The organism is Sorangium sp. So ce1014 (assembly GCF_051521505.1).
In the GTDB taxonomy this organism is placed as follows: Bacteria; Myxococcota_A; Polyangia; order Polyangiales; family Polyangiaceae; genus Sorangium.
In genome coordinates this window covers 9,893,158-9,915,325 of sequence record NZ_CP150356.1, presented here as the reverse complement: position 1 = coordinate 9,915,325, position 22,168 = coordinate 9,893,158, and the positions used below count along the sequence as shown (strand labels likewise).

Here is a 22,168-nt window from a genome sequence, read left to right as displayed (position 1 = left end):
TAACGACAGCCATGTTCGATGTCGCTCGGTCATTGTACGCACGGGCGTTGGAGGACATCCGTGCGGCGGGCCTCTACAAGGAAGAGCGGATCCTCGCGACGCCGCAGGGGCCGTCGATCCGGACCGAGGGGGGCGTCGAGGTCCTCAATTTCTGCGCGAACAACTACCTTGGCCTGTCGTCGCACCCGGCGGTCATCGGCGCGGCGAAGCAGGCGATCGACTCGCACGGCTTCGGCCTCTCCAGCGTCCGTTTCATCTGCGGCACGCAGGACCTGCACCGGCGGCTCGAGTCCAGGATTGCCCGCTTCTTCGGCACCGAGGACGCGATCCTCTATTCGTCCTGCTTCGACGCGAACGGCGGCCTGTTCGAGACGCTCCTCGGCGACGAGGACGCCGTCATCTCGGACGCGCTGAACCACGCCTCGATCATCGACGGCATCCGCCTCTGCAAGGCCGAGCGGCACCGTTACCCGAACGGGGACATGGCCGCTCTCGAGGACATCCTCCGCAAGACCGCCGGCAAGCGGCTCCGGCTCATCGCCACCGACGGCGTGTTCTCGATGGATGGATATCTGGCGAAGCTCGATACCCTCTGCGATCTCGCCGACAAGTACCGCGCGATGGTGATGGTCGACGACTCGCATGCGACCGGGTTCATCGGGCCGACGGGGCGCGGGACCGCGGAGCTCTGCGGGGTCCTGCACCGCATCGACGTGATCACCTCCACCCTGGGCAAGGCGCTCGGCGGCGCGAGCGGCGGCTTCACGACCGGCCGGCAGGAGATCGTCGATCTGCTGCGTCAGCGCTCGCGGCCCTACCTGTTCTCCAACACGCTCGCCCCCGCGATCGCCGGCGCCTCGATCGCCGTGTTCGACCTCATCGACGCCGAGCCCTCGCTGCGCCAGCGAGCGATGGAGAACGCGCGCCGGTTCCGGCAGGGGATGGCGCAGGCCGGGTTCACCATCCGGCCGGGCATCCACCCGATCGTGCCCATCCTGCTGGGCGAGGCGCGCCTCGCGAACGAGATGGCAAAGGCGCTCCTCGCCGAGGGCATCTACGTCATCGGCTTCTCGTACCCCGTCGTGCCGAAGGGCGAGGCCCGCATCCGGGTGCAGCTCTCCGCCGCGCACGAGCCCGCGCACGTCGACCGGGCGATCGAGGCCTTCCGGAAGGTCGGCCGGCAGCTCGGCGTCGTCGGCTGACCGGCTCAGTACCGGAGGATCACCTTCGGGTGGCTCGAGATCGCCTCCTGGAAGGCCGCCGCGTCGTAGTCCTGGAAGTCGAACACCGTCCCCTGGCCCCGGTTCAGGACGACCTCCCAGATGAGGTCGTGGATGTTCGGATCGCGCGACTCGAGCAGGTGGCGCGTGATGTGCCACGTCTCGAAGATGCGGCGGCCGATCACGCTGTGGAGGCTGATGCCGTCCACGATGAGGCGGTCGAAGTTCTCGATCACCGCGTCGCCGCTCTTCAGACCGAACAGGATGACGTCGCCCCCGCGCCTCGCCGCGTGGATCGCGTTGTTCACGCTGCTGTTCACGCCGCTCATCTCGAGCACGACGTCGACGCCGACCCCGTCCGTCAGCTTGCGCACCTGCTCCGTCAGCTCCGGATCGCTCGCGTGGGGCCGGTCGGGGCTCGCCCGGTGCGGGCGCAGGACCACGTCGGCGCCCAGGCGGCCGGCCATCTCAGCGTTCCGCTCCGCCGGCTCCACGCCGATGATGTAGACGGCCCCCATCGCGCGCGCGATCGCGACCGCGAAGAGGCCGATGGTGCCGCAGCCGAAGATCGCCACGCGCTTGCCGCGGAGGTTCACCTTGGTGCACGCGTGCACGGCGTTGCCGAACGGCTCCTGCACCGCGGCGACCTCGGGCCGGATCCTGGCGATGTCGGTGCGCCACAGGTTCTTCGCCGGCAGCTTGACGAGCTCGGCGAAGCAGCCATCCTCGCTGATCCCGATGATCTTGTCGTCGGCGCACACGTGGGTGTCGCCGACGCGGCACTGGTAGCAGGCGCCGCAGGCGATGTGGCTCTCGGTCGAGACGATGTCGCCGACCTCCAGCCCGAACGTCCGGCGCGCGTCGGTCCCGAGGTCAACGACGCGGCCGAGCAGCTCGTGGCCGATCGTGCGCGCCGCCTTCCGGTCGCGATCGAGCGACTTGAAGATCATGTCCTTGAAGGCGCTGCGGAACCAGATGCCGCGATCCGAGCCGCAGAAGCCCGTCATGATCGGCTTCACGAGGACGCTCGCGCGGTCGCGGTAGTCCTTGGCCTCGTCGATCGCCGGGCGCTCGACCTCGTCCTTCGACAGCCCGACGGTGGACTCCCACGGCTGCTTCTCGCGGTTGTACGTCAGCGCCCACATCGCGTCGCTCATGCACCTGGCTCCTGTCTCCCGGCTCCGAGGCGCGCAGCTGGCGCTCGGGCGCCTCAGGCGTGTGTAGCGTGGCGCGTGGACGAGCGAGCGCCCATCAGAAAATTGCGCTCGGGCTGCTCACTTCTTCAGCAGCTCTACCCCTCTCTTCAGCTCGATCTTGCGCCGACCCGTGCCGCCGTCCGCCGCGCCCGCGTCGGGGGTCGTGGTGGCGCCGGCCGCACCTGCATCGCCGGTCGTCCCGGCGTCGGGGGTCGTGCCGGCGCCGGTCGCCCCTGCGTCGCTGCCGGTCGTGCCCGCGTCGCTGCCGGTGGCCCCGCCGGTGGGGGCGCCCGCATCGGCCGTCTTGGGCGCAGGGGTCGCCGTCGCCTGGGGGACGTCGGCGTCCGTCGCGGTCGTCGCGCGGCTGTCGTTCGTCTTGAGCTCGATCCATCCGAGCGTGGGCTGGCCCTCGCTCTGGAAGGCGACGAGCATCCAGTCCTTGTAGCTCGCCTTGAGGTCGACGAGCGCGCCGCTGTCGAGCCGCGCGAGCTCCTTCGACTGGGCGTCCGCCGACGGGTGCACGGCGAACTGCTGCAGCAGGCGCCGGCGCCCGGGCTGGGGCTCCATGGTCGGGTAGGTGGCCACGTACCCGACGAGGTCCGTCGCGGCGGGCGCCGCCGGGGGCGCGGGGGGCGCCGGGGGCTCCGCCGAGGTCGCTGCGCTCGTCGTCGAGGCTCCCTCCTTGTTGCACCCTGCTCCAGCGAGCAAGCTGCCCGCGAGCACAAGGCTCCACATCTCGACCGCACGTGCCATCGTCTCCTCCGTCTCCTCGGGCCGGGGGACTCGCTGCGTCGGCCTGAGGCCGGGGCACCGTACACGAGCCCCGCGGGGAGCGCAGCTCCCCCCGCGCGCTCGTTTTGGCGGCCTCAGCGCTTGGATGGCACGCGCGCGGGCGCCGGCGGCGGGGTCGTCTCGGAGACGGGAGGCCGCTCGCGCAGGCACTTGTCGAGGCCTTCTTGCAGGGTCGCCTCGTGGGCGCCGGGGAGCTTCGGGCGGCCCATCACGTTCACGAAGAGGCGATCCTGCGCGATGCCGCCGCCCGGACCGAAGCTCATCCACACGAACATCGCGCGCCCCTTGATGTTCTCGAAGGGCACGCCCGCGCCGAGCCCGCCGCGCCAGCTGCGCGAGTCGTGGCTGTTGTTGCGGTTGTCGCCCATCACCCACGCCTCGTCGGCGGCCACCTTGAAGGGGCCCTGGAGCATGCCGCAGACGCCGCCCCGGCACGTGGAGCCCGGCGTGCAGTCGTCGCTCGCCACGCACATCGTCTCGTCGGGGTTCATGTCGTAGAGCGTGAAGTACGACTTCTCCCCGAGGAACTCGACGAACAGCTCCGCCTGCCGGCCCTCGTAGCGGTACGGGCCGACGTGGCAGTGGGGGACGAGCCAGCCGTTGAGGATGGGACGGCCGTTGATCGCCTCCAGCGTGTCGCCCGAGACGGCGATCGTCCGCTTGATGAAATCCTGCTCCTTGTTCTCGGGGAACTTGAACACCATCACGTCGCCGCGCGTCGGCGGCAGGCGAGGGAAGAGGCGCTGGTCGGTCCAGGGGATGAGCGGGCCGTAGGTGAACTTGTTGACGAAGATGTGGTCGCCGACCATGAGGGTCGGGATCATCGAGCCGCTCGGGATCTTGAACGCCTCGACGACGAAGGCGCGCAGGAGGAGCGCCACGGCGACGGCGATGCCGATCGACTCGGCGTACTCGCGCATCTCGCCCTTGCGCCAGCGGCCGAGGTGCTCGCCGACCGCGCGATCGGCGCGGCTGTGGGCGGCGTCGAACTCGTCGGCGTCGAACGTCTCGGAGCTCATCGTGCGCTCGAGGGCGGCGATCGCCTGCATCACCTGCTCGCGCTCGCCGCTCGTCAGCTCGCGCTCGACGTCGCGCTTGCGGCTGCGCAGGATCCGGTGGGCCTCCTCGAGGAGCGCCGCGGCGTCCTCGAAGCGGGCGCGCGCCTTCGGCGGGATGTCCCGGCGGCCGCCGACGCCGATCGCCGACGCGAACGGCAGCTCGTGGCGGAACCGCCAGAAGATCATCGCGAAGATCGTGAAGAGCACGATGCCGGCCGGGATCTGCTGCTCGCCGACGAAGACGCGGAGCGGCTGGGTGCTCCCGCTCTCGGACGACGGGGTGAGCAGCCAGACGCTCACGACCGCGAGCGCGAACGGCACGAGGCAGATCCACACGAGGTGGAACAGGAAGCGCAGCACCCGGCCGTCCCTGCCTCCCGGCGGAGGAGCGCTGCCGGCTCCGCGCGGGTCCGCGCCTCCGGTCGCCTTGGCCGCGCTGACGCGGGGCTCCGAGCTAGCGTTTCCCCTCATCGAGGGTCTGAACTCCGAGCTAGCGGGCCGATTGGCCGCGACCGACGGTACGCTCTGGGGTTGTTCATCGGGGCGCGGCGGCATTCATCGGGGCGCGGCGGCAAGAGAGAGCTTATGTATACGCCGCCCCTCGCCGCGGCAAGTGCGCAGGCGCGGCAGGCGACGAGCGGTCCGTCGTTGTCATCCTCGTCGTCATCCTCGTCGTCACCCTCGCCGTTTCCCTCGTCAGGGCGCGTCCCCGATTTCGACGGCGTAGCTCACCAGGGCGGCCCGGTCGTCGCGGGCGTATGTCGTCGGCTGCGTCCGCCCAGCGGCGTTCGTGTTGTCGATGACCAGGTAGTACTGCCCCTCGGGCAGCGGCACCGTCCGCCGCCAGGGGGCGCCGGAGTACACCGGTTCGTCGAGCAGGGGCGCCGCGGAGAGCGGCGGCGGCGCGGGCTGCGTCAGGTACGCCTGGAGCCACTGCTCCCCGGTGCCCCGGGGCACGAGGATCACGTCCACGCCCGGCGCGCCGTCGACGGCGAGCGTGAGCGTCATGGCCTCGCCGCTGTCCGTGATCTCCAGCGGCCCGATGTAATCGCGCTGGCCCTGGTGCACCTCGGTGCGCTCGTTCGCCAGGAGCAGCTTGCCGTTCTCGCGCCGCGCGTAGGGAGCGTGGGGCCGCTGCCCCTTCTCGATGATGCCGAGGCCGAACTGCACCGCGCCGTCGTCGTCGCGGATGACCGTGAATCCCCGGGCGATCTCGGTCTTCACGAGCTGGGCGCCGAGCGCGTTGGCGTACGCGCTGCCCTGGGCCAGCGACACGCCGCCGAGCGAGATCGCGGCGGGCTGCTCGACGAGCTTGGTCGTGAAGCTCGCCGCCGTGGTCGATCGCTGACGGAAGTACACGTACATCGTGTCGCCATCCATCAGGAAGTCGTGATCGTACTCGACGGCGGCGCTCGCATCGAAGCTCATGCGCTTCGTCAGGTTCGTCCAGACCACGCCGCTGCCCCCGAACTGGAGGAAGAGGTGGCCGTTCGCGAGCTCCTGGGCGACGCACGAGCCCGGGTAGAACCGGCCGGTCACCGGATCCTCGTCGCGGAGGCGCAGCGGCACGCTCCGCTTCCGCATCTCGCTGCAGAGCTGGCTCGTCGCGAAGGACAGGATCGCCCTGCGCAGCGACAGGTTCCCCGGATCGTTCACGATGCCCGGCATGACGCCGAGCGCGCCCTGGCCGCACGCGCCGCACACCGTCCCGAGCAGGGAGAGGCAGAGCGCGAGGCCGAGCGCGCGCAGCGCGGCGGTGCGGAAGAGCATGGGCGCAGCATAGTCGAAACACCGGCGGATCGAGCGGCGCGCGTGCACGGCGCGCGGGCGGGGCACGTCGCTTTCGGCCGGGCGCGCGGGTGATGGTAGGGTCGCCTCCATGGCGAACGTCGCAGTGATCGGGGCCGGCGCCTGGGGGACGGCGCTGGCGAAGTTGCTGGCGGACAAGGGCAACCCCACCGCGCTCTGGGCGCACCAGGGGGAGCTCGCCGAGCGCATCGGCCGTGAGCGCGAGAACCCCCGGTACCTGCCGGGCGTGGCGCTGCCCGCGAGCCTGCGCGCGACGAGCGATCTCGAGGGCGCGCTCCGCGGCGCGGAGCTCGTCGTCGTTGTCGTGCCGTCGCACGCGCTGCGCGAGGTGGTCCGCGAGGCCGAGCCCCACATCCCGCGGGACGCGCTCGTCTGCAGCGCGACGAAGGGCATCGAGAACGACTCGCTGATGTTGATGAGCGAGGTGCTCGTCGACGAGCTCGGGCGCGAGGCCGAGCCGCGGCTCTCGTACCTGTCGGGCCCGAGCTTCGCGCGGGAGGTCGCGGCCGGCCAGCCGACCACCGTGGTGGTCGCGGGCAGGAGCCCGCCGGAGACGCACGCGGTGCAGCGCATGCTCGCGACCGATCGGTTCCGGGTCTACTCGTCCGATGACGTCGTGGGCGTCGAGGTGGGCGGCGCCCTCAAGAACGTCGTCGCCATCGCGGCCGGCATCTGCGACGGCCTCGGCCTTGGCCACAACGCGCGCGCCGGGCTCATCACGCGCGGCCTCGCGGAGATCGGCCGCATGGCGGCGGCGAAGGGGGCGAACCCGCTCACCCTGGCGGGGCTCTCCGGGATGGGCGACCTGGTGCTCACGTGCACGGGCGAGCTGTCGCGCAACCGCACCGTCGGGCTCGAGATGGGCAGGGGACGGAAGCTCGAGCAGATCCTCGAGGGGCTCGGCCACGTCGCCGAGGGGGTGAAGACGGCGAAGAGCGCGTACGACCTCGCGAACAAGCTGGGCGTGAGCGCGCCGATCACGGTCGAGGTGTACAGGATGCTCTACGAGGGAAAGCCGCCGCCGCAGGCCGTTGTCGACCTCATGACGCGCGCCCTCACGAAGGAGTGAGGCGCGGGGCTGGCTCGCCGGAAGGCGCTTTCTCGCGCGGCCCGCGCGCCTCGCCTCGCGCGAGCGTGTAAAGTGGCGGCGCGATGCACACGCGACCTCTCGTGAGTCTCCTCTCCGCGCTCCTCGTGTCGAGCGTCAGCTGGACGGCCGCTGCCCAGTACGGCGCGCCGCCCTATGGTGGCCAGCAGGGCGGCGCGTACGGGGGCCAGTACGGCGCCCCGTACGGCGGCTACGCCTACGCGCCGCCGCAGAAGAAGAGCCTGCCCAAGTCGACGCCGCTCGAGGTCGGCTATCTCTACGCCACGTCCGTGGCTTACGGCATGGGGACCGGCATCTGGTTCGACGCGCTCGTCGGCATCGACGATCCCGGCGTGCAGTTCATCGCGCCCGCGCTCCTCGGCGTCGCGGCGCCGGTCGGGGTCTACTTCCTCGACTCGCCGCCGATGCCGCGCGGCATGCCCTCGGCGATCGCCACGGGCATGGTGATCGGCGCGGGCGAGGGGCTCGGCATCGCCTCCTACCAGCACGTCAGCGCGCGGAAGGGCAAGGAGTGGGGGTTCCTCGAGCTCGCCACCTCCGAGGTGATCGGCTCCACCGTCGGCGGCGCGGCGGGCTGGGGTTTCTATCATCTGCTCCGGCCCAAGCCGCAGACCAACATGCTCATCGCCTCGGGCGCGGTGTGGGGCTCCCTCATCGGCAGCGAGTTCGGGGCCGCCGCCAGCAACGGCGGATGGAGCGAGTCGAACGACAGCATCTCGCTCGGTGGCCTGATCGGGTTCAACGTCGCGACCGCGGGCGCCGTCGGCCTGTCCATCGGCTGGACGCCGTCGTGGAACCAGCTCGCGTGGATGTGGGGCGGCCTCGGCATCGGCACGGTGGTGTCGTTGCCCATCTACTTCGCGTACATCGGCAGCGATCACGACCCTCGCCGCGGCCTCATCGCCCAGGGCGCGGCGGGCACCCTCGGCATCGTGGCGGGCGCCTTGTTCCTCGGCAGGCCCGACCCGAGCGGCGACGTCGCCCTGGACGAGCAGGAGGAGCGCGGCGATCCCCCGTTCGCGCGCGTGCTCGGCGGCGGCATGGTGCCTTACCCAGGCGGCATGGGCGCGGTCGTCATCGGAGAGCTCTGGTAAGCCGCGGTGTGCAGGCCAACACGGCTGCATGAGGCCGCGGCACGCCTGCTATGCTGCTCTCGATGCCGACCCTGAAGTATTTCGCCTCCGAGGGCGCGCCACGCCTGTACAGCGTCCACAAGCCGGTCACGACGCTCGGCAAGGCGCTCGGAAACGACGTCGCGGTCGCGGGGGCGGGGGTGCTGGATCATCACGCGCAGATCGTGTTCGACGGGCGTGATTTCGTGCTCGAGGAGTGCGAGCGCGACGGCGAGATCGCGATCAACGGCAAGAAGAAGCGGCGCGCCCGGCTTGTGCACGGCGACCGGCTCCAGCTCGGCACGGTGGAGGTCGGGTTCTCGATGTTCGCCGATGCGCCCACCGTCCAGGAGCGGCTCCCGGCGTGCGACGGCGAGTCGGAGCGGCCCGCGCCGCCGCAGGGTTCGTCGGAGCTCGCGGGCGTCCGCAAGCTGTTCGCGTTCAGCGAGAAGCTCATCAACCGGCGCAGCGTCGACGAGCTCCTCGAGGCGATGCTCGACGACGTCATCGAGCTGACCCACGCCGACAAGGGCTTCCTGTTGCTCCTCGAGGGCGCGGAGGCGGCGGCCGACTCGGCGGTCCGCGGCGGCGCGCCGGCCGCGACGTCCGCGGGCGGCGACCGCAAGCTCGCGGTGCGCGCGTCGCGCAACATCCGCAAGGAGGCCATCACCGACGCGGCCGGGGGGATCTCGGACAGCATCGTGCGGCAGGTCATCGCCTCGGGCCGCCCCGTGATCGTCTCCGACGCGCTCGCCGACACCCAGTTTGGCCGGAGCGACAGCGTCATCGCGATGAAGCTCTCCAGCGTGATGTGCGCGCCGCTCCTGTCGCAGGGCCAGATCCTCGGCGCGCTCTACGTCGGCAACGACAAGATCAAGCACCTCTTCGATCGCGCCCAGCTCGATCTGCTCAGCATCTTCGCGTCCCAGGCCTCGCTCATCCTCCAGAACGCGATGCTCCTGAACGCCCTCAGGGCCGACAAGGCCAAGCTCGTCGCCGAGCTGCACGACAAGAAGTTCGGCGAGATCATCGGCGTCTGCCCATCGATGCTCGAGGTGTTCCGCAAGCTGCAGAAGGTCGCGGCGACCGACATCAGCGTGCTCATCACCGGGGAGACGGGGACCGGGAAGGAGCTCATCGCGAAGGAGCTGCACCGGCGCAGCCCGCGCGAGGGCGGCCCCTTCGTCACCATCAACTGCGGCGCGATCCCCGAGAACCTCATCGAGAGCGAGCTCTTCGGCCACGTGAGGGGCGCCTTCACCGGCGCCATCGCCAGCCGCCCGGGCAAGTTCCAGGTCGCCGACAAGGGCACGCTGTTCCTCGACGAGATCGGCGAGCTCCCGCTGAACCTCCAGGTGAAGCTCCTCCGCGCCCTCCAGGAGCGGGTCGTCTTCCGCGTCGGCGACTCGAAGCCCGAGAAGGTCGACATCCGCATCGTCGCCGCCACAAACCGGAACCTCGAGGAGGAGATCCGCACCGGCAACTTCCGGGAGGATCTCTACTACCGGCTCAACGTCGTGAACCTGTGGCTCCCGCCGCTCCGCGAGCGCGGCGACGACGTGCTGATCATCGCCAAGGTCCTGCTCTCGAAGTACGCGGACGAGCTCGGCAGCGCCGTGCGCGGCTTCAGCCCCGCCGCGCTCGCCGCGATCAAGAAGTACTCCTGGCCGGGCAACATCCGGCAGCTCGAGAACCGCATCAAGAAGGCGCTCGTCCTCTGCGATCAGGCGCTCCTCGCCGTGGAGGATCTCGATCTCGGCCCTGGCGCCGAGGCGTCCGTCATGCCGCTGGAGAAGGCCAAGGAGGAGTTCCAGCGGCGGTACGTGCTGGAGGCGCTCGAGCGGAACAACGGCAACCGCACGCAGACGGCGCGTGACCTCGGCGTCGACCCGCGCACCATCTTCCGCTACCTCGAGAAGGAGCAGAACCCGATGCCGAGCGGGGCCGGCGGCGTGGCCCGCGATCCGACCGAAGCGTGATGGAATACAACCCCGAAGGGCCCTTCGCAGATCCCTGTCCGACCAAGACCCGCGCCGACCTGGAGTGGGACCGCATCCTCGAGGCGCTCGCGGAGCGCTGCGCGTCGCGCGCCGGCAAGCGGCTCGCCCGGGCGCTGCCGTTCGCGTCGACGCGCGCCGAGGCGCTCACCACGCTCGCGGAGGTGCGCGAGGCGGTCGAGCTCGCCCGGGCTGGGGAGCCGGTCCCGGCGCGCGACGTCGCGGAGCTCGAGGACGCGCTCGATCGCGCGCGCATCGGCGCGTCGCTCGCGAACGAGGAGCTCCGCGCCGTGCTCGGCCTGCTCGATGCTGCGCGCACCGCGAGGCAGTACCTGCAGAGCCGGCGTCAGATCGCGCCCGCGCTCTACGCGGCGTGCGCGACCAACCCGGAGCTCGACGCCGTCGCGCGCGATCTCGCGGCGGCCTTCGATCCGGACGGCACGCTCTCGGATCGCGCCTCGCCCCGCCTGGAGGCGCTGCGCGCGGAGCGGCGCGCGGTGCGCGATCGGCTCGTCCGCCGCCTCGAGGATCTCATCCAGAAGCACGAGGACATCCTCCAGGACCGGTACTGGACCGAGCGCGACGGGCGCTACGTGCTCCCGGTGCGGTCCGACGCGCACGAGCGCTTCCCTGGCATCGTCCACGCGACCAGCGCGAGCGGCGCCACCGTGTTCGTCGAGCCCCGGGTGCTCGTCGAGACGGGCAACCGGATGAAGATGGTCGACGCCGAGGTCGCGCGCGAGGAGCAGGCGATCTACGCGGCGCTCACCGCCCGCGTGACCGAGGACATCGAGAGCGTCGCGGCCGCCGCCCGCGCGCTGGCCCACGCCGACGTGAGGTCCGCCGCCGCGCGGCTCGCGCGCGACCTCGACCTCACCTTCCCGGAGGTCCCCGAGGGCGCGTTCGCCGTGGATCGCGGCGCCTCCGAGGCCGCGGCGCGGCCGAGCTCGATCGCCCTCAACGGTGGTCGCCATCCGCTCCTCGCGCTCGACGGCGTGAAGGTGGTCCCGAGCGATCTCTCGATGAGCACGGGCCGCGCGATGATCGTCTCCGGGCCGAACGCCGGCGGCAAGACCGTGGCCCTGAAGACGCTCGGGCTCGCGGCGCTGATGGTCCGCGCGGGCCTGCCGGTCGCGGCGAGGGACGGCTCCCGCGTCGCGCTCTTCGACGTCGTGCTGACCGACGTCGGCGACGACCAGAACCTCCACAAGAACCTGTCGACCTTCAGCGCCCACGTGAAGAACCTCGGGCAGATCCTCGGCGAGACGCGCCCCGGCGCCCTCGTCCTGCTCGACGAGCTCGCCGGCGGCACCGATCCGCGCGAGGGCGAGGCGCTCGCCGCGGCCGTGCTCGACTCGCTCTGCGCGCGCGGCGGCACCGTCGCCTGCACCACGCACTACGAGGGCCTCAAGGCGCTCGCGCTGGGCGATCAGCGCTTCGAGAACGCCTCGGTCGGCTTCGATCTCGCCACGATGAGCCCGACCTTCCGGCTCGTCGTCGGCGTGCCCGGCGCCTCGAGCGCGCTCGCCGTCGCGCGGCAGTTCGGGATCCCGGGCACCGTGCTCGAGCGGGCCGAGCGCTTCCTCACCAAGGAGGCGGTCACCTTCGAGCAGATGGTCGAGAAGCTCGCCGCCGAGCGCCGCGCGCTCGAGCTCGCGCGCGAGGACGCCGAGCGGGAAGCGGGCGCCTCCCGCGCGAAGCGGCGGGAGCTGGAGGGGGAGCTCGAGCGCCTCCGGGAGAAGGAGCGCGGCGTGATCACGCGCGAGGGAGAGGCGCTGCTCGCCAGCCTGCGGCGCGCGCGCGAGGACCTCAAGGCGGCGCAGTCGCGGCTGCGCGGCAAGCCCACCGAGGAGGACGTGCGGGCGGCCGCGCGCGCCATGGATGCGGTCGGACAGAAGACGTCGATCGGCGGCGAGCTCGAGCTCCGCCCGAGGGACGAGCCGCCGGCGCGGCCGGCGATCGATCCGGCGGCCGTCCGCGTCGGCACCCGCGTCTACGTGCCTCGCCTGCGGGCCGAGGCCGAGGTCGTCGAGGTCCTCTCGGGCGGCCAGCTGCGGGTCGCCGCCGGCGCGCTCAAGCTCACGACCTCGATCGCCGAGCTGCGCGGCGCTGCTGCGGCGCCGCCGGCGGCCGCGGCGCCGCAGCAGCGCCGCGTCGACCTGGACGCGGCGGCGGACGCCGATGTCCCGATCCAGACGGCGGACAACACCGTGGATCTCCGCGGCCTGCGCGCGCACGAGGCGGTCGCGATGGCCGAGCAGTTCCTCGACCGCTCGCTCGGCGCGGGCCGCCGGGTCACGTTCTTCGTCCACGGGCACGGCACGGGCGCCCTGCGCGACGCCGTCCGCGAGGCGCTGCGCGGGAGCCCCTACGTGGCGCGCCTCCGCCCGGGCGGCCCCAGCGAGGGCGGCGACGGCGTGACGGTCGCGTGGCTGAAGTGGTGAGCCGCGCGCGCCGCGGCGCTCAGCGATCCCGGTCGACGCGGCCGAGGTTCTCGGCGACCCGGTCGAGCACGCCGTTCACGAAGGCGCCGCTCTCCTCGCTGCCGTAGCGCTTGGCGAGCTCGACCGCCTCGTCGAGGATGACCGCGCGCGGCACCTCCGGGTGGTTCATGAGCTCCCACGCGCCGAGCCGGAGCACGTTCCGATCGACCCGCGCCATCCGCTCGAGGCGCCAGTTCGTGCTCGCCTTGCGGATCGCCTCGTCCACGGCCGCGAGGTCCTTGGCGACGCCGATCGCCACCTCGTCCGCGTAGGCGCGCCCCTCCGGGTCCCCGGGCGTCTCGCGCCAGAAGCTCGCGACGACGCGGGGCGCCGGGTTTCCGCCGGCCTCCAACGCAAACAACATCTGCAAGGCCGCCTCGCGGCCGGTAGAACGCGCACCCATCTCTCAGAACCTTCGTCTAGAGGCCAGCTGCGTCCAGCGCCGCGCCGAGCGCGAGCATCTCGATCGCGCTGACGGCGGCCTCCCACCCCTTATTGCCATGTTTTGTGCCCGCCCGCTCGATCGCTTGTTCGATCGAGTCGGTCGTGAGGACCCCGAACGTGACCGGCACCCCGGTCTGGAGCGAAACGGTCGCGATCCCCTTCGTGACCTCGGCCGCCACGTAGTCGAAATGCGGGGTGGAGCCCCGGATCACGGCGCCCAGCGTGACGATCGCGTCGACGCTCTTCTTCTGCGCGAGCCTCCCCACGATGGTGGGCATCTCCCACGCGCCCGGGACGCGCACGATGGAGGTCCGCTCGAGGGCGCCGCCGTGCCGCGCGATGGCGTCGAGCGCGCCCTCGACCAGGCGGTCGACGATGAAGTGGTTGAAGCGGCTCGCCACGACGGCGAAGCGCGCCCCCGGCGGGACCACCAGGTTTCCTTCGATCACCCTCGCCTGTGCCTGCCCGACCGCTTGCTCTGCCATCCGCCGTTCCTCTCTCCTGCCGCGCGGGGTGCGCGGTCGCTGCGCTCGCGATCCTGATCCGAGCGCCCCTTCTACCTGCGCGACCCGTGCGCGTCAGCGCGCGTCAGGCGTCGCCCTTCATCGAGACGAGCGGCACCCGCTCGGTCACGGTGAGCCCGAAGCCGGTGATCCCGACGATCTTCGGCTGGCTGTTCGTGAGGAGCCGGATCTGGTGCACCCCGAGGTCCGCCAGGACCTGCGCGCCGAGGCCGAACTCCCGCAGCGTCGACGGCTGCTGCGTCCTCACCACGGGGGCGCTCTCGTCGGGGCCCGGGCCCTTCAGCTGCTCCAGCTCGCGGCTCAGGTCCCCTCGCGACGGGATGTAGACGACCACCCCGACGCCGGCGCCCTCGATCGCGAGGAGCGCCTCGCGCAGGTTCGAGCCGCCGTCGAAGGGCGTCGAGCTGAAGAGATCCGCGACGGTCGAGCCGGAGTGCACGCGGCAGAGGATGGGCTCCGTCGTCGCGACCACGCCCTTGGTCAGCGCGAGGAACTGCCGTTGCTCGTTGATGATCTCGTAGACGTACGCGGTCCACTCCGTGCCCGTGAGGTCGAGCCGGAGCGTCCGGTCGCTCACGCGGCGGACCAGCCGTTCGGTCTGGAGCCGGTACTGGATGAGGTCCGCCACCGTCACGATCAGCAGGCCGTGCTTCGCGGCGAAGACCTCGAGGTCCCGCATGCGGGCCATGCTGCCGTCGTCGTTCATGATCTCGCAGATCACGCCCGCCGGCCGCAGCTCGGCGAGCCGCGCGAGATCCACGGACCCCTCGGTCTGCCCCGTCCGCACGAGCACGCCCCCGCGGCGCGCCTTCAGCGGGAAGACGTGCCCCGGCGTGACGAGATCCTCCGGCCTGGCGTCGCGCGCGCTCGCGACCCGGATCGTGTGCGCCCGATCGGCGGCGCTGATCCCCGTCGTCACCCCGGAGCGCGCCTCGATGCTCACGGTGAAGGCGGTGCCGAGCGGCGGCCCGCTCCGCCCCGGCGCCGACATCATCGGCAGCTCGAGGCGCGCGACCTGCTCCTCGTCGAGGGCGAGGCAGATGAGGCCGCGCCCGTGCATCGCCATGAAGTTGATGGCCTCGGGGGTCACCGCCTCCGCCGCCATGCAGAGGTCCCCCTCGTTCTCGCGATCCTCGTCGTCGACCAGGATGACCATCTTGCCCGCGCGGATGTGATCCAGCGCGGTGTTCACGCGGTCGAGGACCGCCTTGTCGATGGTCAGCCGGTGAGGCATCGGACCCCCGGACGTCATGTCGAGGCCGAGCTTGCCGCTCGAGGCGGACAGCGCCTCACCAGAATCCCCCCGCGCGCAGCTTTGCGAGGAGTCGTTCGTCGTGATCCGCATGCTCTCCCGTATTTCCACGCTCTTCGCCGCGCTCGGCAGAGGCATCGCCGTCGCGCGCGTCCCTGCTCGAGAAGCTCTGCAGGCCGGCGAGCGACGCGACCTGGAGCGTCCGCGCCACGTAGCGCGCGAGCACGTCAACTTCAAGGTTGACGGCTGCGCCGGGGCGGAGCTCGCCGAGGAGAGTCCGGCCGATGGTGTGCGGCACCAGCATCACGTCGAACCAGGTCTCCGCGGAGCCTGGCGTGGACACGTCGTTGAGCGTGAGGCTCGCGCCGTCGATGGCGATTGAGCCCTTGGGAGCGAGGAAACGAGCGAGCTCGTCCGGGGCGCTCACCCTCAGGCGGACCGCGTCGCCGGCCCGCGACTGCTCGACGACGCGGCCGAGCCCGTCGACGTGGCCGAGCACCACGTGCCCGCCCATGCGCGCGCCGAGCGGCGTCGCCCGCTCGAGGTGGACCCGCGCGCCGATCTGCAGCGCGCCGAGCGTCGTGCGGCCGAGGGTCTCGGAGGACATGTCGCACTCGAACCCGCCGGGCGCGATGCGATCGACGGTGAGGCAGGCGCCGTTCACGCTCACGGACTCGCCGAGCGTCAGCGGCCCGAGGCTCGTCTCGACGAGCGCGCGGGCCACGGCGCCGCCGCTCCGGCGGCGGAGGATCCCGATCGTCTCGACAAGCCCGGTGAACATCGCCGACGCCCCTCTGCCTATTCCTTCGAGGTGCGGTGTCCCTGGCTGGTCAGGAGCTTGTCGATGAGCCCCTGCGAGTAGCTCGACAGCTCGGTGAAGACGACGCCCATCCCCTGCGGATCGTCGTGCACACGCACGACCTCGCCGACGCCCTCGATCGTCTCGATGTCGTCCATGATCACGGTGAACCGGAGGTTCACCTGCGTCCCGACGGCGAGCGGCGTCTTCGATCGGACGAACACGCCGGTGCGCGAGATGTTCGTCACGTACTCGTTGATGAACGCGTCATAGGACTCGAACTCCTTGTTGATGGTGACGCGCTCTTCCTTGCGTCCCGTCTTCGCGTCGATGCTCTCCGGAGAACCCTGATCGTCCGCCATGGCGCCTTACTTACCTTGCAGATCGAACTGCTCGAGGTGGTACTCCTTCCGGGGTACGAGATCGATCCGGCGCTGGAACAGCCGCTCCGCCTCTTGCACGGCGATGCGCTCGTCGTTCTTCAGGAGGTCGATCACGGCCGGATGCGCGTTGACCACGACCGAGTAGCCGGGCAGGTTCATCCGTTCGCGCCGTATCTGCCTCAGGATCTCGTAGGCGACGGTCTGCTTGGATTGCAGCTGGCCCGTCCCGTCGCAGTAGAAGCACGGCTCGAGGATCGTCCGCCCGAGGCTCTCCCGCGTCCGCTTCCGGGTCATCTCGATGAGGCCCAGATCGGAGATCCGGTTCAGCGTGGTCTTCGCCTTGTCCTTGGAGAGCAGGTCCTCGAGGCGGCGCCGCACCTTCTCCCGGTTCTGGGTGCGCTCCATGTCGATGAGGTCGAGGATGATCAGCCCGCCGATGTTGCGGAACCGGAGCTGATAGGCGATCTCCTCGACCGCCTCCATGTTCGTGGTCAGGATCGTCTCCTCGAGATCCTTCGACCCCTTGCCGACGAACCGCCCCGTGTTCACGTCGATCGCGGTGAGCGCCTCGGCCTGATCGATGATCAGGTGCCCCCCCGACGGGAGCGGGACCTTCCGCGACAGCGCGCGCTGGATCTCGTCCTCGATCCCGTACGCGTCGAAGATCGGCTCGGTGCCCTCGTAGAGCTCCACCGCGTCGGCGCGCTCGGGCATGAACATCTCGACGAAGCGCCGCAGGCGGATGTACTCATCGCGGTCGTCGATCACGATCTTCTCGATGTCGTCGGTGAAGAGGTCGCGTGCGGTCTTCAGCACGAGGTCGAGCTCGGTGTAGAGCACCGCCGGCGCCCTCACGTCGCTCTCGCGCTTCTTCGCCACCTCGCCCCAGAGGCGCACGAGGTAGCCCACGTCGGCCTTGAGCTGCTTCTTCGTGAGGCCCTCGGCGAGCGTGCGCACGATGAGCCCGCCCTGCGGCGGCTTCATCGCCTCGATGGCGTCGCGCAGCCGGGAGCGCTCCTTCTCCGAGCCGATCCGCTTCGAGATCCCGATGTGATCGACCGTCGGCAGGTACACGACATAGCGGCCGGGGAGCGAGATGTGGCTCGTGACCCGGGCGCCCTTCGTCCCGATGGGCTCCTTCGAGATCTGGACGATGACCTCCTGCCCCTCGCGGACGACCTCGCGGATCGGGGTCGATTTCGAGATGCGCGGCGGCTCGTTCTGCCAGTTGCGCGCGTTCTGCTGGCCGCGCGCGGCGCCCTTGCCCTTGCCGTCCCGCGGCGGCTCGCGCCCGCGCTCTCGCGTCCGCTGCTCGCGCCCGCGCCCTTCGCGTCCGCCCTGCTGTCCTTTCCCGCCCCGGTCACGTCCTTCGCGCGGCGGCTCGCGCGGCGCCTCACGTCCTTCGCGCGGCGGCTCGCGCGGCGCCTCACGTCCTTCGCGCGGCGCCTCGCGCCCTTCGCGTCCTTGGCGTCCCTCACGCCCTTCGCGCGGCGCCTCGCGCGCTTCCGTGGCGACCACTCCCTCGGGCGCGCCGCTGGCGCCCTCCAGGTTGGCGCGCCGGTCGCGCGTCCGTCCCGACCGGCGCACGCGCGCCTCCCGCCGTCCGCGTGTGCGCCCGTTGCCGTTGCGCGCACGCGCTGCCGGCGGCACCTCATCGCCCGGCGCGGTTGCCGTGACGGCGCCCTCGGTGGCCGGCGACGCGCTCGCCTCCTGCCTGGCCGGCCACTCGCCGGCGGCATGCGCGACGGGCTCGTCCGATGCGCTCGCTGCCGCCGGTTCTGTCTCCCCGCTGTCCGCGGCGTCGCTGCGCGTCTCCGGGCGCTCCACGTCCGCGCTCCACACGTCGGCGGCATCTTCCGGCGGTGGGGAGGCGGGCTCGACGTCGTAGGCGGGCGTGTCGAGCTCGTCGTCGTCCTCCGCCTCCGCTTCGCCGGGGCCCGACTCCTCCGGGCCGCCCTCGTCGACGTCGTCGCCGCCGCCTGGCGCGACAAGCTCTTCGTCGTCGTCGTCCGCGCCGCCGTGCACGTGTCCGCCGTCGATCTCCGGCGCCCGCTCGTCGTCGGCCTCGTCGAGGGTCACCATCGAGCCCACGCCGGTGAACACCTGTCCGGAGGCGCTTCCGAGCACGTCGAGCGCGGTGGGCAGCTCGATCGGCACGTCGCTCGCCTCGTCGAGCGGGCTGTCCGCCGCGAGCGGGTCTTCGGCCTCGAACCCTTCTTCGGCCCCGAAATTCGCCCCCTCCTGGGGCTCGTGGCGTTCGGCTGCCGCGTCGGTGCCCTCGGGCGCGGCCTCTGCGCCGGTTAGCTCGTGCGCCTCGCTTTCTGCATGCCCCGGCGCCTCGCTGGCGCGCGCGGCGCGGCCGCGGGAGGAGGCGCGCTCCTCCTCGGCGGGACGGCGGTGACCAGCCAGGTATGCCTCGAAATCGTCGGGCCGGATGAGGTCCTCGACGTGCAGGAAGGCGGCTCGCTCGAGCCCCACGTCGATGAACGCGGCCTGCATTCCGGGCAAAACGCGGCTGACCTTGCCGAGGTAGATGTTTCCGAGCGTCCCCTTGGAGCTCTCCCGCTCGAGATGCAGCTCGGCGATGATCCCATTTTCGATCAGCGCGACGCGTGTCTCGCGGATGTCCACATTGATGACGAGAAGGTTCTTTCCCATGTCGGATGCCGCACATCGGCGGCGCCGCCAAGCGTTACCACGGGTTGCCCGGGCCATGAAGGCGCAACCCGGAGCGCGCTGCGCGATTGAGGGCGTGGGGACGGAGATCGCCGAGGCGGGCCGGTCGCCAGTACGTGAGCTACCTCGCGTATTCGCCGCTCCGCCCCGAGGAACGGCGGCGCCTGCTGCCGGTCCCGAGCGACGGCGGCGTCTGGCACTGGACCCACTCTCTGGCCGGGGGGCGCTGGACCGCGGGCCGTCGCCGGCCAAGGGGCCGTCGCCGGCCAAGGCGCCGCCACCGGGAGCAAGCGCCCAACCCGGGACGGGGCCAGGCCAACCGGGGACGGGGCCAGGCCGACCCGGGACGGGGCCAGGCCAACCCGGGACGGCGTTCTCCCAGCGGCGAGCAGGCGGCCCTCGCTCGGCGTCCGGCCGCACCCGTCCTAGCGGCCTCGCCGGCACGGTGCCGCCCTCCTGCGCCTGATCTCGGCCAGCGCTGGCGAGCCGCTCGCCGAGCGCGCGTGCTTCGTGAATGCAGTTACAGCAGATTGCGCGGGGGCTGCGGAGTCCGGACGACGGCGGTCGTGCCGGGGAGCGTACAAAGGGCCGAAGGGGGCGGCCATCGGACGCCCCCTTCGGAGATGACCTGCTGTTGGTCAGCGCCTCACATCGCGCACAGCGGCTCTTCGGATGCACCGCAGTTGTTGGCGCACTGCTCACAGACAATGCACTTGGTGACGGCGTCGTAGGCCTCCACCCCGGCCTCGTTCGCCGTGCGGCACTCTTCTACGCACGTGGCCGGATCTTCCTCTTTGGAGCAGCCATCCATGCAACTCGCCAGGGCAATACAGGGCGTAGGCCCACCCCCATTGCCCCCATCCCCGTTCCTCCCCCGGCAGTTGTCGAGGACGTCGCTGCACGCGCCCTCGGCGGCGCACTTGTAGCAGCCCGTATTCGTGTCGCTGCCGCACGTGTCCGTCTCGTCATCACAGGTCGGGGTCGGGGTCCCCGTCGAGGAAGAGCTCGTGGTGCTCGCGCCTCCGTCGCCGCCCGAGCCACCGTTGCCGCCTTCGCCGCCGTTGCCGCCGGAGCCGCCGCTGGCGCCGGAGCCGCCGCTCCCGCTCCCGCTCCCGCTCGCGGTGCTGCCGGTGCTCGGCGGGTTGGAGTTGTCGTCACCGCACGCTACGAGGGCGCAACCGGAAATCAAAAACGCAGCGAATACCCAAGATTTCATGCCCAATACCTCCACAGAACCCAACCGACCCCTCATTCGTATACTCGGCGACCCCCCCAACGCTCGGTATGCCCGCCAAACCACCCGTTCTCCTGCGACCGGCCCCAGGGTGCGCTCGTGCAGATCGTTGGTCAGAGAGAAGCGTCGCGCGTGGAGAGCAAAGAAAAACAGCCACGCAAGTTGTTTTTACACGCTTGGGATCGGCCGCGCAACGGCGTCGCTCGATCCGGCTCCCTCCTTTCCAGGCGTTCTACGCGGTTTTGCGGGCTGAACTCTCGCTGAGCGGGGCTCTCGTGGGGTCGGAGCTGCCCGAAAATTCTACTAAAGCGGGATGTTTCCGTGCTTCTTCGATGGGTTCTTGTCGCGCTTGCCGCGCAGGAGGTCGAGGGCTCGGGCCAGTCGAATGCGGAGCATGCGAGGGTAGATCACCTCGTCTATGAAGCCGAGCTCGGCCGCCTTGTACGGGTTGGCGAATTTCGTCTTGTAGTCCTCGACGAAGCGTGCGCGGGCGACGGCCGGGTCCGTCGCCTGCTGGATCTCCCTGCCGTAGACGACGCTCACCGCGCCTTCCGGGCCCATGAGCGCGATCTCGGCCGTCGGGAAGGCGAGGTTGTAATCGGCCCGGATGTGCTTGGACGCCATGACGTCGTAGGCGCCGCCGTAAGCCTTGCGGGTGATCACCGTGATCTTGGGCACCGTGGCCTCGGCGAACGCATAGAGCAGCTTCGCTCCGTGAGCGATGATCCCGCCATATTCCTGGTCGAGCCCCGGGAGGAAGCCTGGGACGTCCACGAGCGTGACGAGCGGGACATTGAAGCAGTCGCACAACCGGACGAAGCGCGCCGCCTTGATGCTGGCCTTGATGTCCAGGCAGCCGGCGAGCACCTGGGGCTGGTTCGCGATTACCCCGATGGGCGCGCCGCCGATCCGGGCGAACCCGACCACGATGTTCTGCGCGTAGCGCGCGTGGATCTCGAGGAAGCAACCGTCGTCGACCACGGCCCGGACGAGCCGCTTGACGTCGTACGGCCCGGACGGCTCGATGGGGAGCATCGTGTCGAGCTCCAGCACCTCCCGATCGACCGGATCGACCGCGCCGCGGCGCGGCGGAGCCTCGGTGTTGTTGGAGGGCAGGAACGAGAGAAGCTCGCGGACCTGCGCGAGCACCGCCCGGTCGTCGGGGGCGGTGAGGTGGCATATGCCGCTCCTGGCGGCGTGGGTAGCGGCGCCGCCTAGCTCTTCCTTGGTGACGTCCTCGTGGGTCACCGTCTTGATGACCTCGGGGCCGTTGACGAACATGTAGCTCGTCCGCTCGGTCATCAGGATGACGTCGGTGATGGCGGGCGAGTAGACGGCGCCGCCCGCGCACGGCCCGAGGATCGCGCTGACCTGGGGGACGACCCCGCTCGCGAGCGTGTTGCGGAGGAAGATGTCGGCGTAACCGGCGAGCGACTCCACCCCCTCCTGGATCCGCGCGCCGCCCGAGTCGTTCAGCCCGACGACGGGGGCGCCCACCCTCATCGCGAGGTCCATCACCTTGCAGATCTTCGCGGCGAACGCGCCCGAGAGCGAGCCGTCGATCACGGTGAAGTCCTGCGCGAACACCACGACCTTGCGCCCGTCGATGAGACCCCAGCCGGTCACGACGCCGTCGCCGAGGACCTTCTGCTGGTCCATGCCGAAGTCGGCGCACCGGTGGACCACGAACCGGTCGATCTCGACGAACGAGCCCGGATCGAGGAGCAGGTCGATGCGCTCCCGCGCGGAGAGCTTGCCGGCCTCGTGCTGCCTGGCGATGCGATCTTTCCCGCCCCCGTCGAGCGCGCGGCGGTTCATCTCGTCGAGGCGAGCGAGCGCCGGAGGCCTCAGGGCCGTCGGATCAGCCATGGCGCGCCCTACCTACCATGGACCCCCACGGGGATCGAAAACCCCGTCGTGCGCGACGGAGGGGCCGGCGCAGCAGGCCGGCGCGACAGCGGACCCCTGTGCCGGCGCGATGGGACGACGGACCCACCCCGCGGGTACACAACAACGACGACACCTGACAAGGTCGGCGGAAACGTGCGGGACGCACGAAACGTGAGACGCGCGGGTACATG

17 protein-coding genes are annotated in these 22,168 nt (G+C 71.0%); 5 read left to right on the top strand and 12 right to left on the bottom strand.

Features of this window, described 5'->3' with window-relative positions; genetic code table 11:
- Positions 1-11: 11 nt before the first annotated feature.
- Positions 12-1,202, top strand: coding sequence for a glycine C-acetyltransferase (gene kbl, locus WME75_RS37575; RefSeq protein ID WP_437481334.1), 1,191 nt, complete (start codon positions 12-14; stop codon positions 1,200-1,202).
- Between the two features lie 5 nt (positions 1,203-1,207).
- Here kbl and WME75_RS37570 read toward each other — a convergent pair whose 3' ends face one another.
- From WME75_RS37570 to WME75_RS37555, 4 genes are all read right to left on the bottom strand, one after another.
- A complete protein-coding gene (locus WME75_RS37570) occupies positions 1,208-2,377 on the bottom strand; it encodes a zinc-binding dehydrogenase (protein WP_437481332.1) in 1,170 nt (389 codons plus the stop codon).
- Between the two features lie 117 nt (positions 2,378-2,494).
- The gene (locus WME75_RS37565) at positions 2,495-3,169 is read right to left on the bottom strand and encodes a hypothetical protein (protein ID WP_437481330.1); all 675 of its coding nucleotides are present in this window, start codon (positions 3,167-3,169) and stop codon (positions 2,495-2,497) included.
- 113 nt (positions 3,170-3,282) lie between these two features.
- Positions 3,283-4,737, bottom strand: a complete 1,455-nt coding sequence (gene lepB, locus WME75_RS37560) for a signal peptidase I (RefSeq protein ID WP_437481328.1) — start codon at positions 4,735-4,737, stop codon at positions 3,283-3,285.
- A gap of 225 nt (positions 4,738-4,962) precedes the next feature.
- Positions 4,963-6,036 (bottom strand): hypothetical protein, encoded by a 1,074-nt coding sequence (locus tag WME75_RS37555; protein ID WP_437481325.1) that lies wholly within the window; start codon positions 6,034-6,036, stop codon positions 4,963-4,965.
- A 109-nt stretch (positions 6,037-6,145) separates the two neighbouring features.
- On the opposite strand from WME75_RS37555, the gene WME75_RS37550 reads away from it, so the two are divergent.
- The 4 genes from WME75_RS37550 to WME75_RS37535 all read left to right on the top strand — a co-directional run bounded on the left by WME75_RS37550 (position 6,146) and on the right by WME75_RS37535 (position 12,736).
- A complete protein-coding gene (locus tag WME75_RS37550) occupies positions 6,146-7,144 on the top strand; it encodes an NAD(P)H-dependent glycerol-3-phosphate dehydrogenase (RefSeq protein WP_437481323.1) in 999 nt (332 codons plus the stop codon).
- 83 nt (positions 7,145-7,227) lie between these two features.
- Entirely contained in the window at positions 7,228-8,277 is a 1,050-nt protein-coding gene (locus tag WME75_RS37545) for a hypothetical protein (RefSeq protein WP_437481320.1), read from the top strand.
- A 50-nt stretch (positions 8,278-8,327) separates the two neighbouring features.
- Positions 8,328-10,274, top strand: a complete 1,947-nt coding sequence (locus WME75_RS37540) for a sigma 54-interacting transcriptional regulator (protein ID WP_437481317.1) — start codon at positions 8,328-8,330, stop codon at positions 10,272-10,274.
- Positions 10,274-12,736 (top strand): endonuclease MutS2, encoded by a 2,463-nt coding sequence (locus WME75_RS37535; protein ID WP_437481314.1) that lies wholly within the window; start codon positions 10,274-10,276, stop codon positions 12,734-12,736. Before WME75_RS37540 ends, WME75_RS37535 begins: the two co-directional genes overlap by 1 nt.
- Positions 12,737-12,755: 19 nt before the next feature.
- Here WME75_RS37535 and nusB read toward each other — a convergent pair whose 3' ends face one another.
- From nusB to WME75_RS37495, 8 genes are all read right to left on the bottom strand, one after another.
- Positions 12,756-13,178 (bottom strand): transcription antitermination factor NusB, encoded by a 423-nt coding sequence (gene nusB / locus WME75_RS37530; RefSeq protein ID WP_437481311.1) that lies wholly within the window; start codon positions 13,176-13,178, stop codon positions 12,756-12,758.
- Between the two features lie 16 nt (positions 13,179-13,194).
- Positions 13,195-13,704 carry a 6,7-dimethyl-8-ribityllumazine synthase gene (gene ribH, locus WME75_RS37525; protein ID WP_437481309.1) on the bottom strand — a complete coding sequence of 170 codons (510 nt, stop codon included), beginning with the start codon at positions 13,702-13,704 and terminating at the stop codon, positions 13,195-13,197.
- Between the two features lie 103 nt (positions 13,705-13,807).
- Positions 13,808-15,088: a 3,4-dihydroxy-2-butanone-4-phosphate synthase gene (gene ribB / locus WME75_RS37520; RefSeq protein ID WP_437481307.1), complete on the bottom strand. Its 1,281-nt coding sequence runs from the start codon at positions 15,086-15,088 to the stop codon at positions 13,808-13,810.
- Positions 15,033-15,776: a riboflavin synthase gene (locus tag WME75_RS37515; RefSeq protein WP_437481304.1), complete on the bottom strand. Its 744-nt coding sequence runs from the start codon at positions 15,774-15,776 to the stop codon at positions 15,033-15,035. Before WME75_RS37515 ends, ribB begins: the two co-directional genes overlap by 56 nt.
- A 17-nt stretch (positions 15,777-15,793) precedes the next feature.
- On the bottom strand, positions 15,794-16,156 hold the full coding sequence (locus WME75_RS37510) for a PilZ domain-containing protein (RefSeq protein ID WP_437481302.1): 363 nt from the start codon (positions 16,154-16,156) through the stop codon (positions 15,794-15,796).
- Positions 16,157-16,162: 6 nt separating this feature from the next.
- Entirely contained in the window at positions 16,163-18,835 is a 2,673-nt protein-coding gene (locus WME75_RS37505; protein WP_437481299.1) for an Rne/Rng family ribonuclease, read from the bottom strand.
- Between the two features lie 664 nt (positions 18,836-19,499).
- A complete protein-coding gene (locus WME75_RS37500) occupies positions 19,500-20,069 on the bottom strand; it encodes a hypothetical protein (RefSeq protein WP_437481296.1) in 570 nt (189 codons plus the stop codon).
- A 321-nt stretch (positions 20,070-20,390) separates the two neighbouring features.
- On the bottom strand, positions 20,391-21,956 hold the full coding sequence (locus WME75_RS37495; protein WP_437481293.1) for an acyl-CoA carboxylase subunit beta: 1,566 nt from the start codon (positions 21,954-21,956) through the stop codon (positions 20,391-20,393).
- Positions 21,957-22,168: the final 212 nt, after the last annotated feature.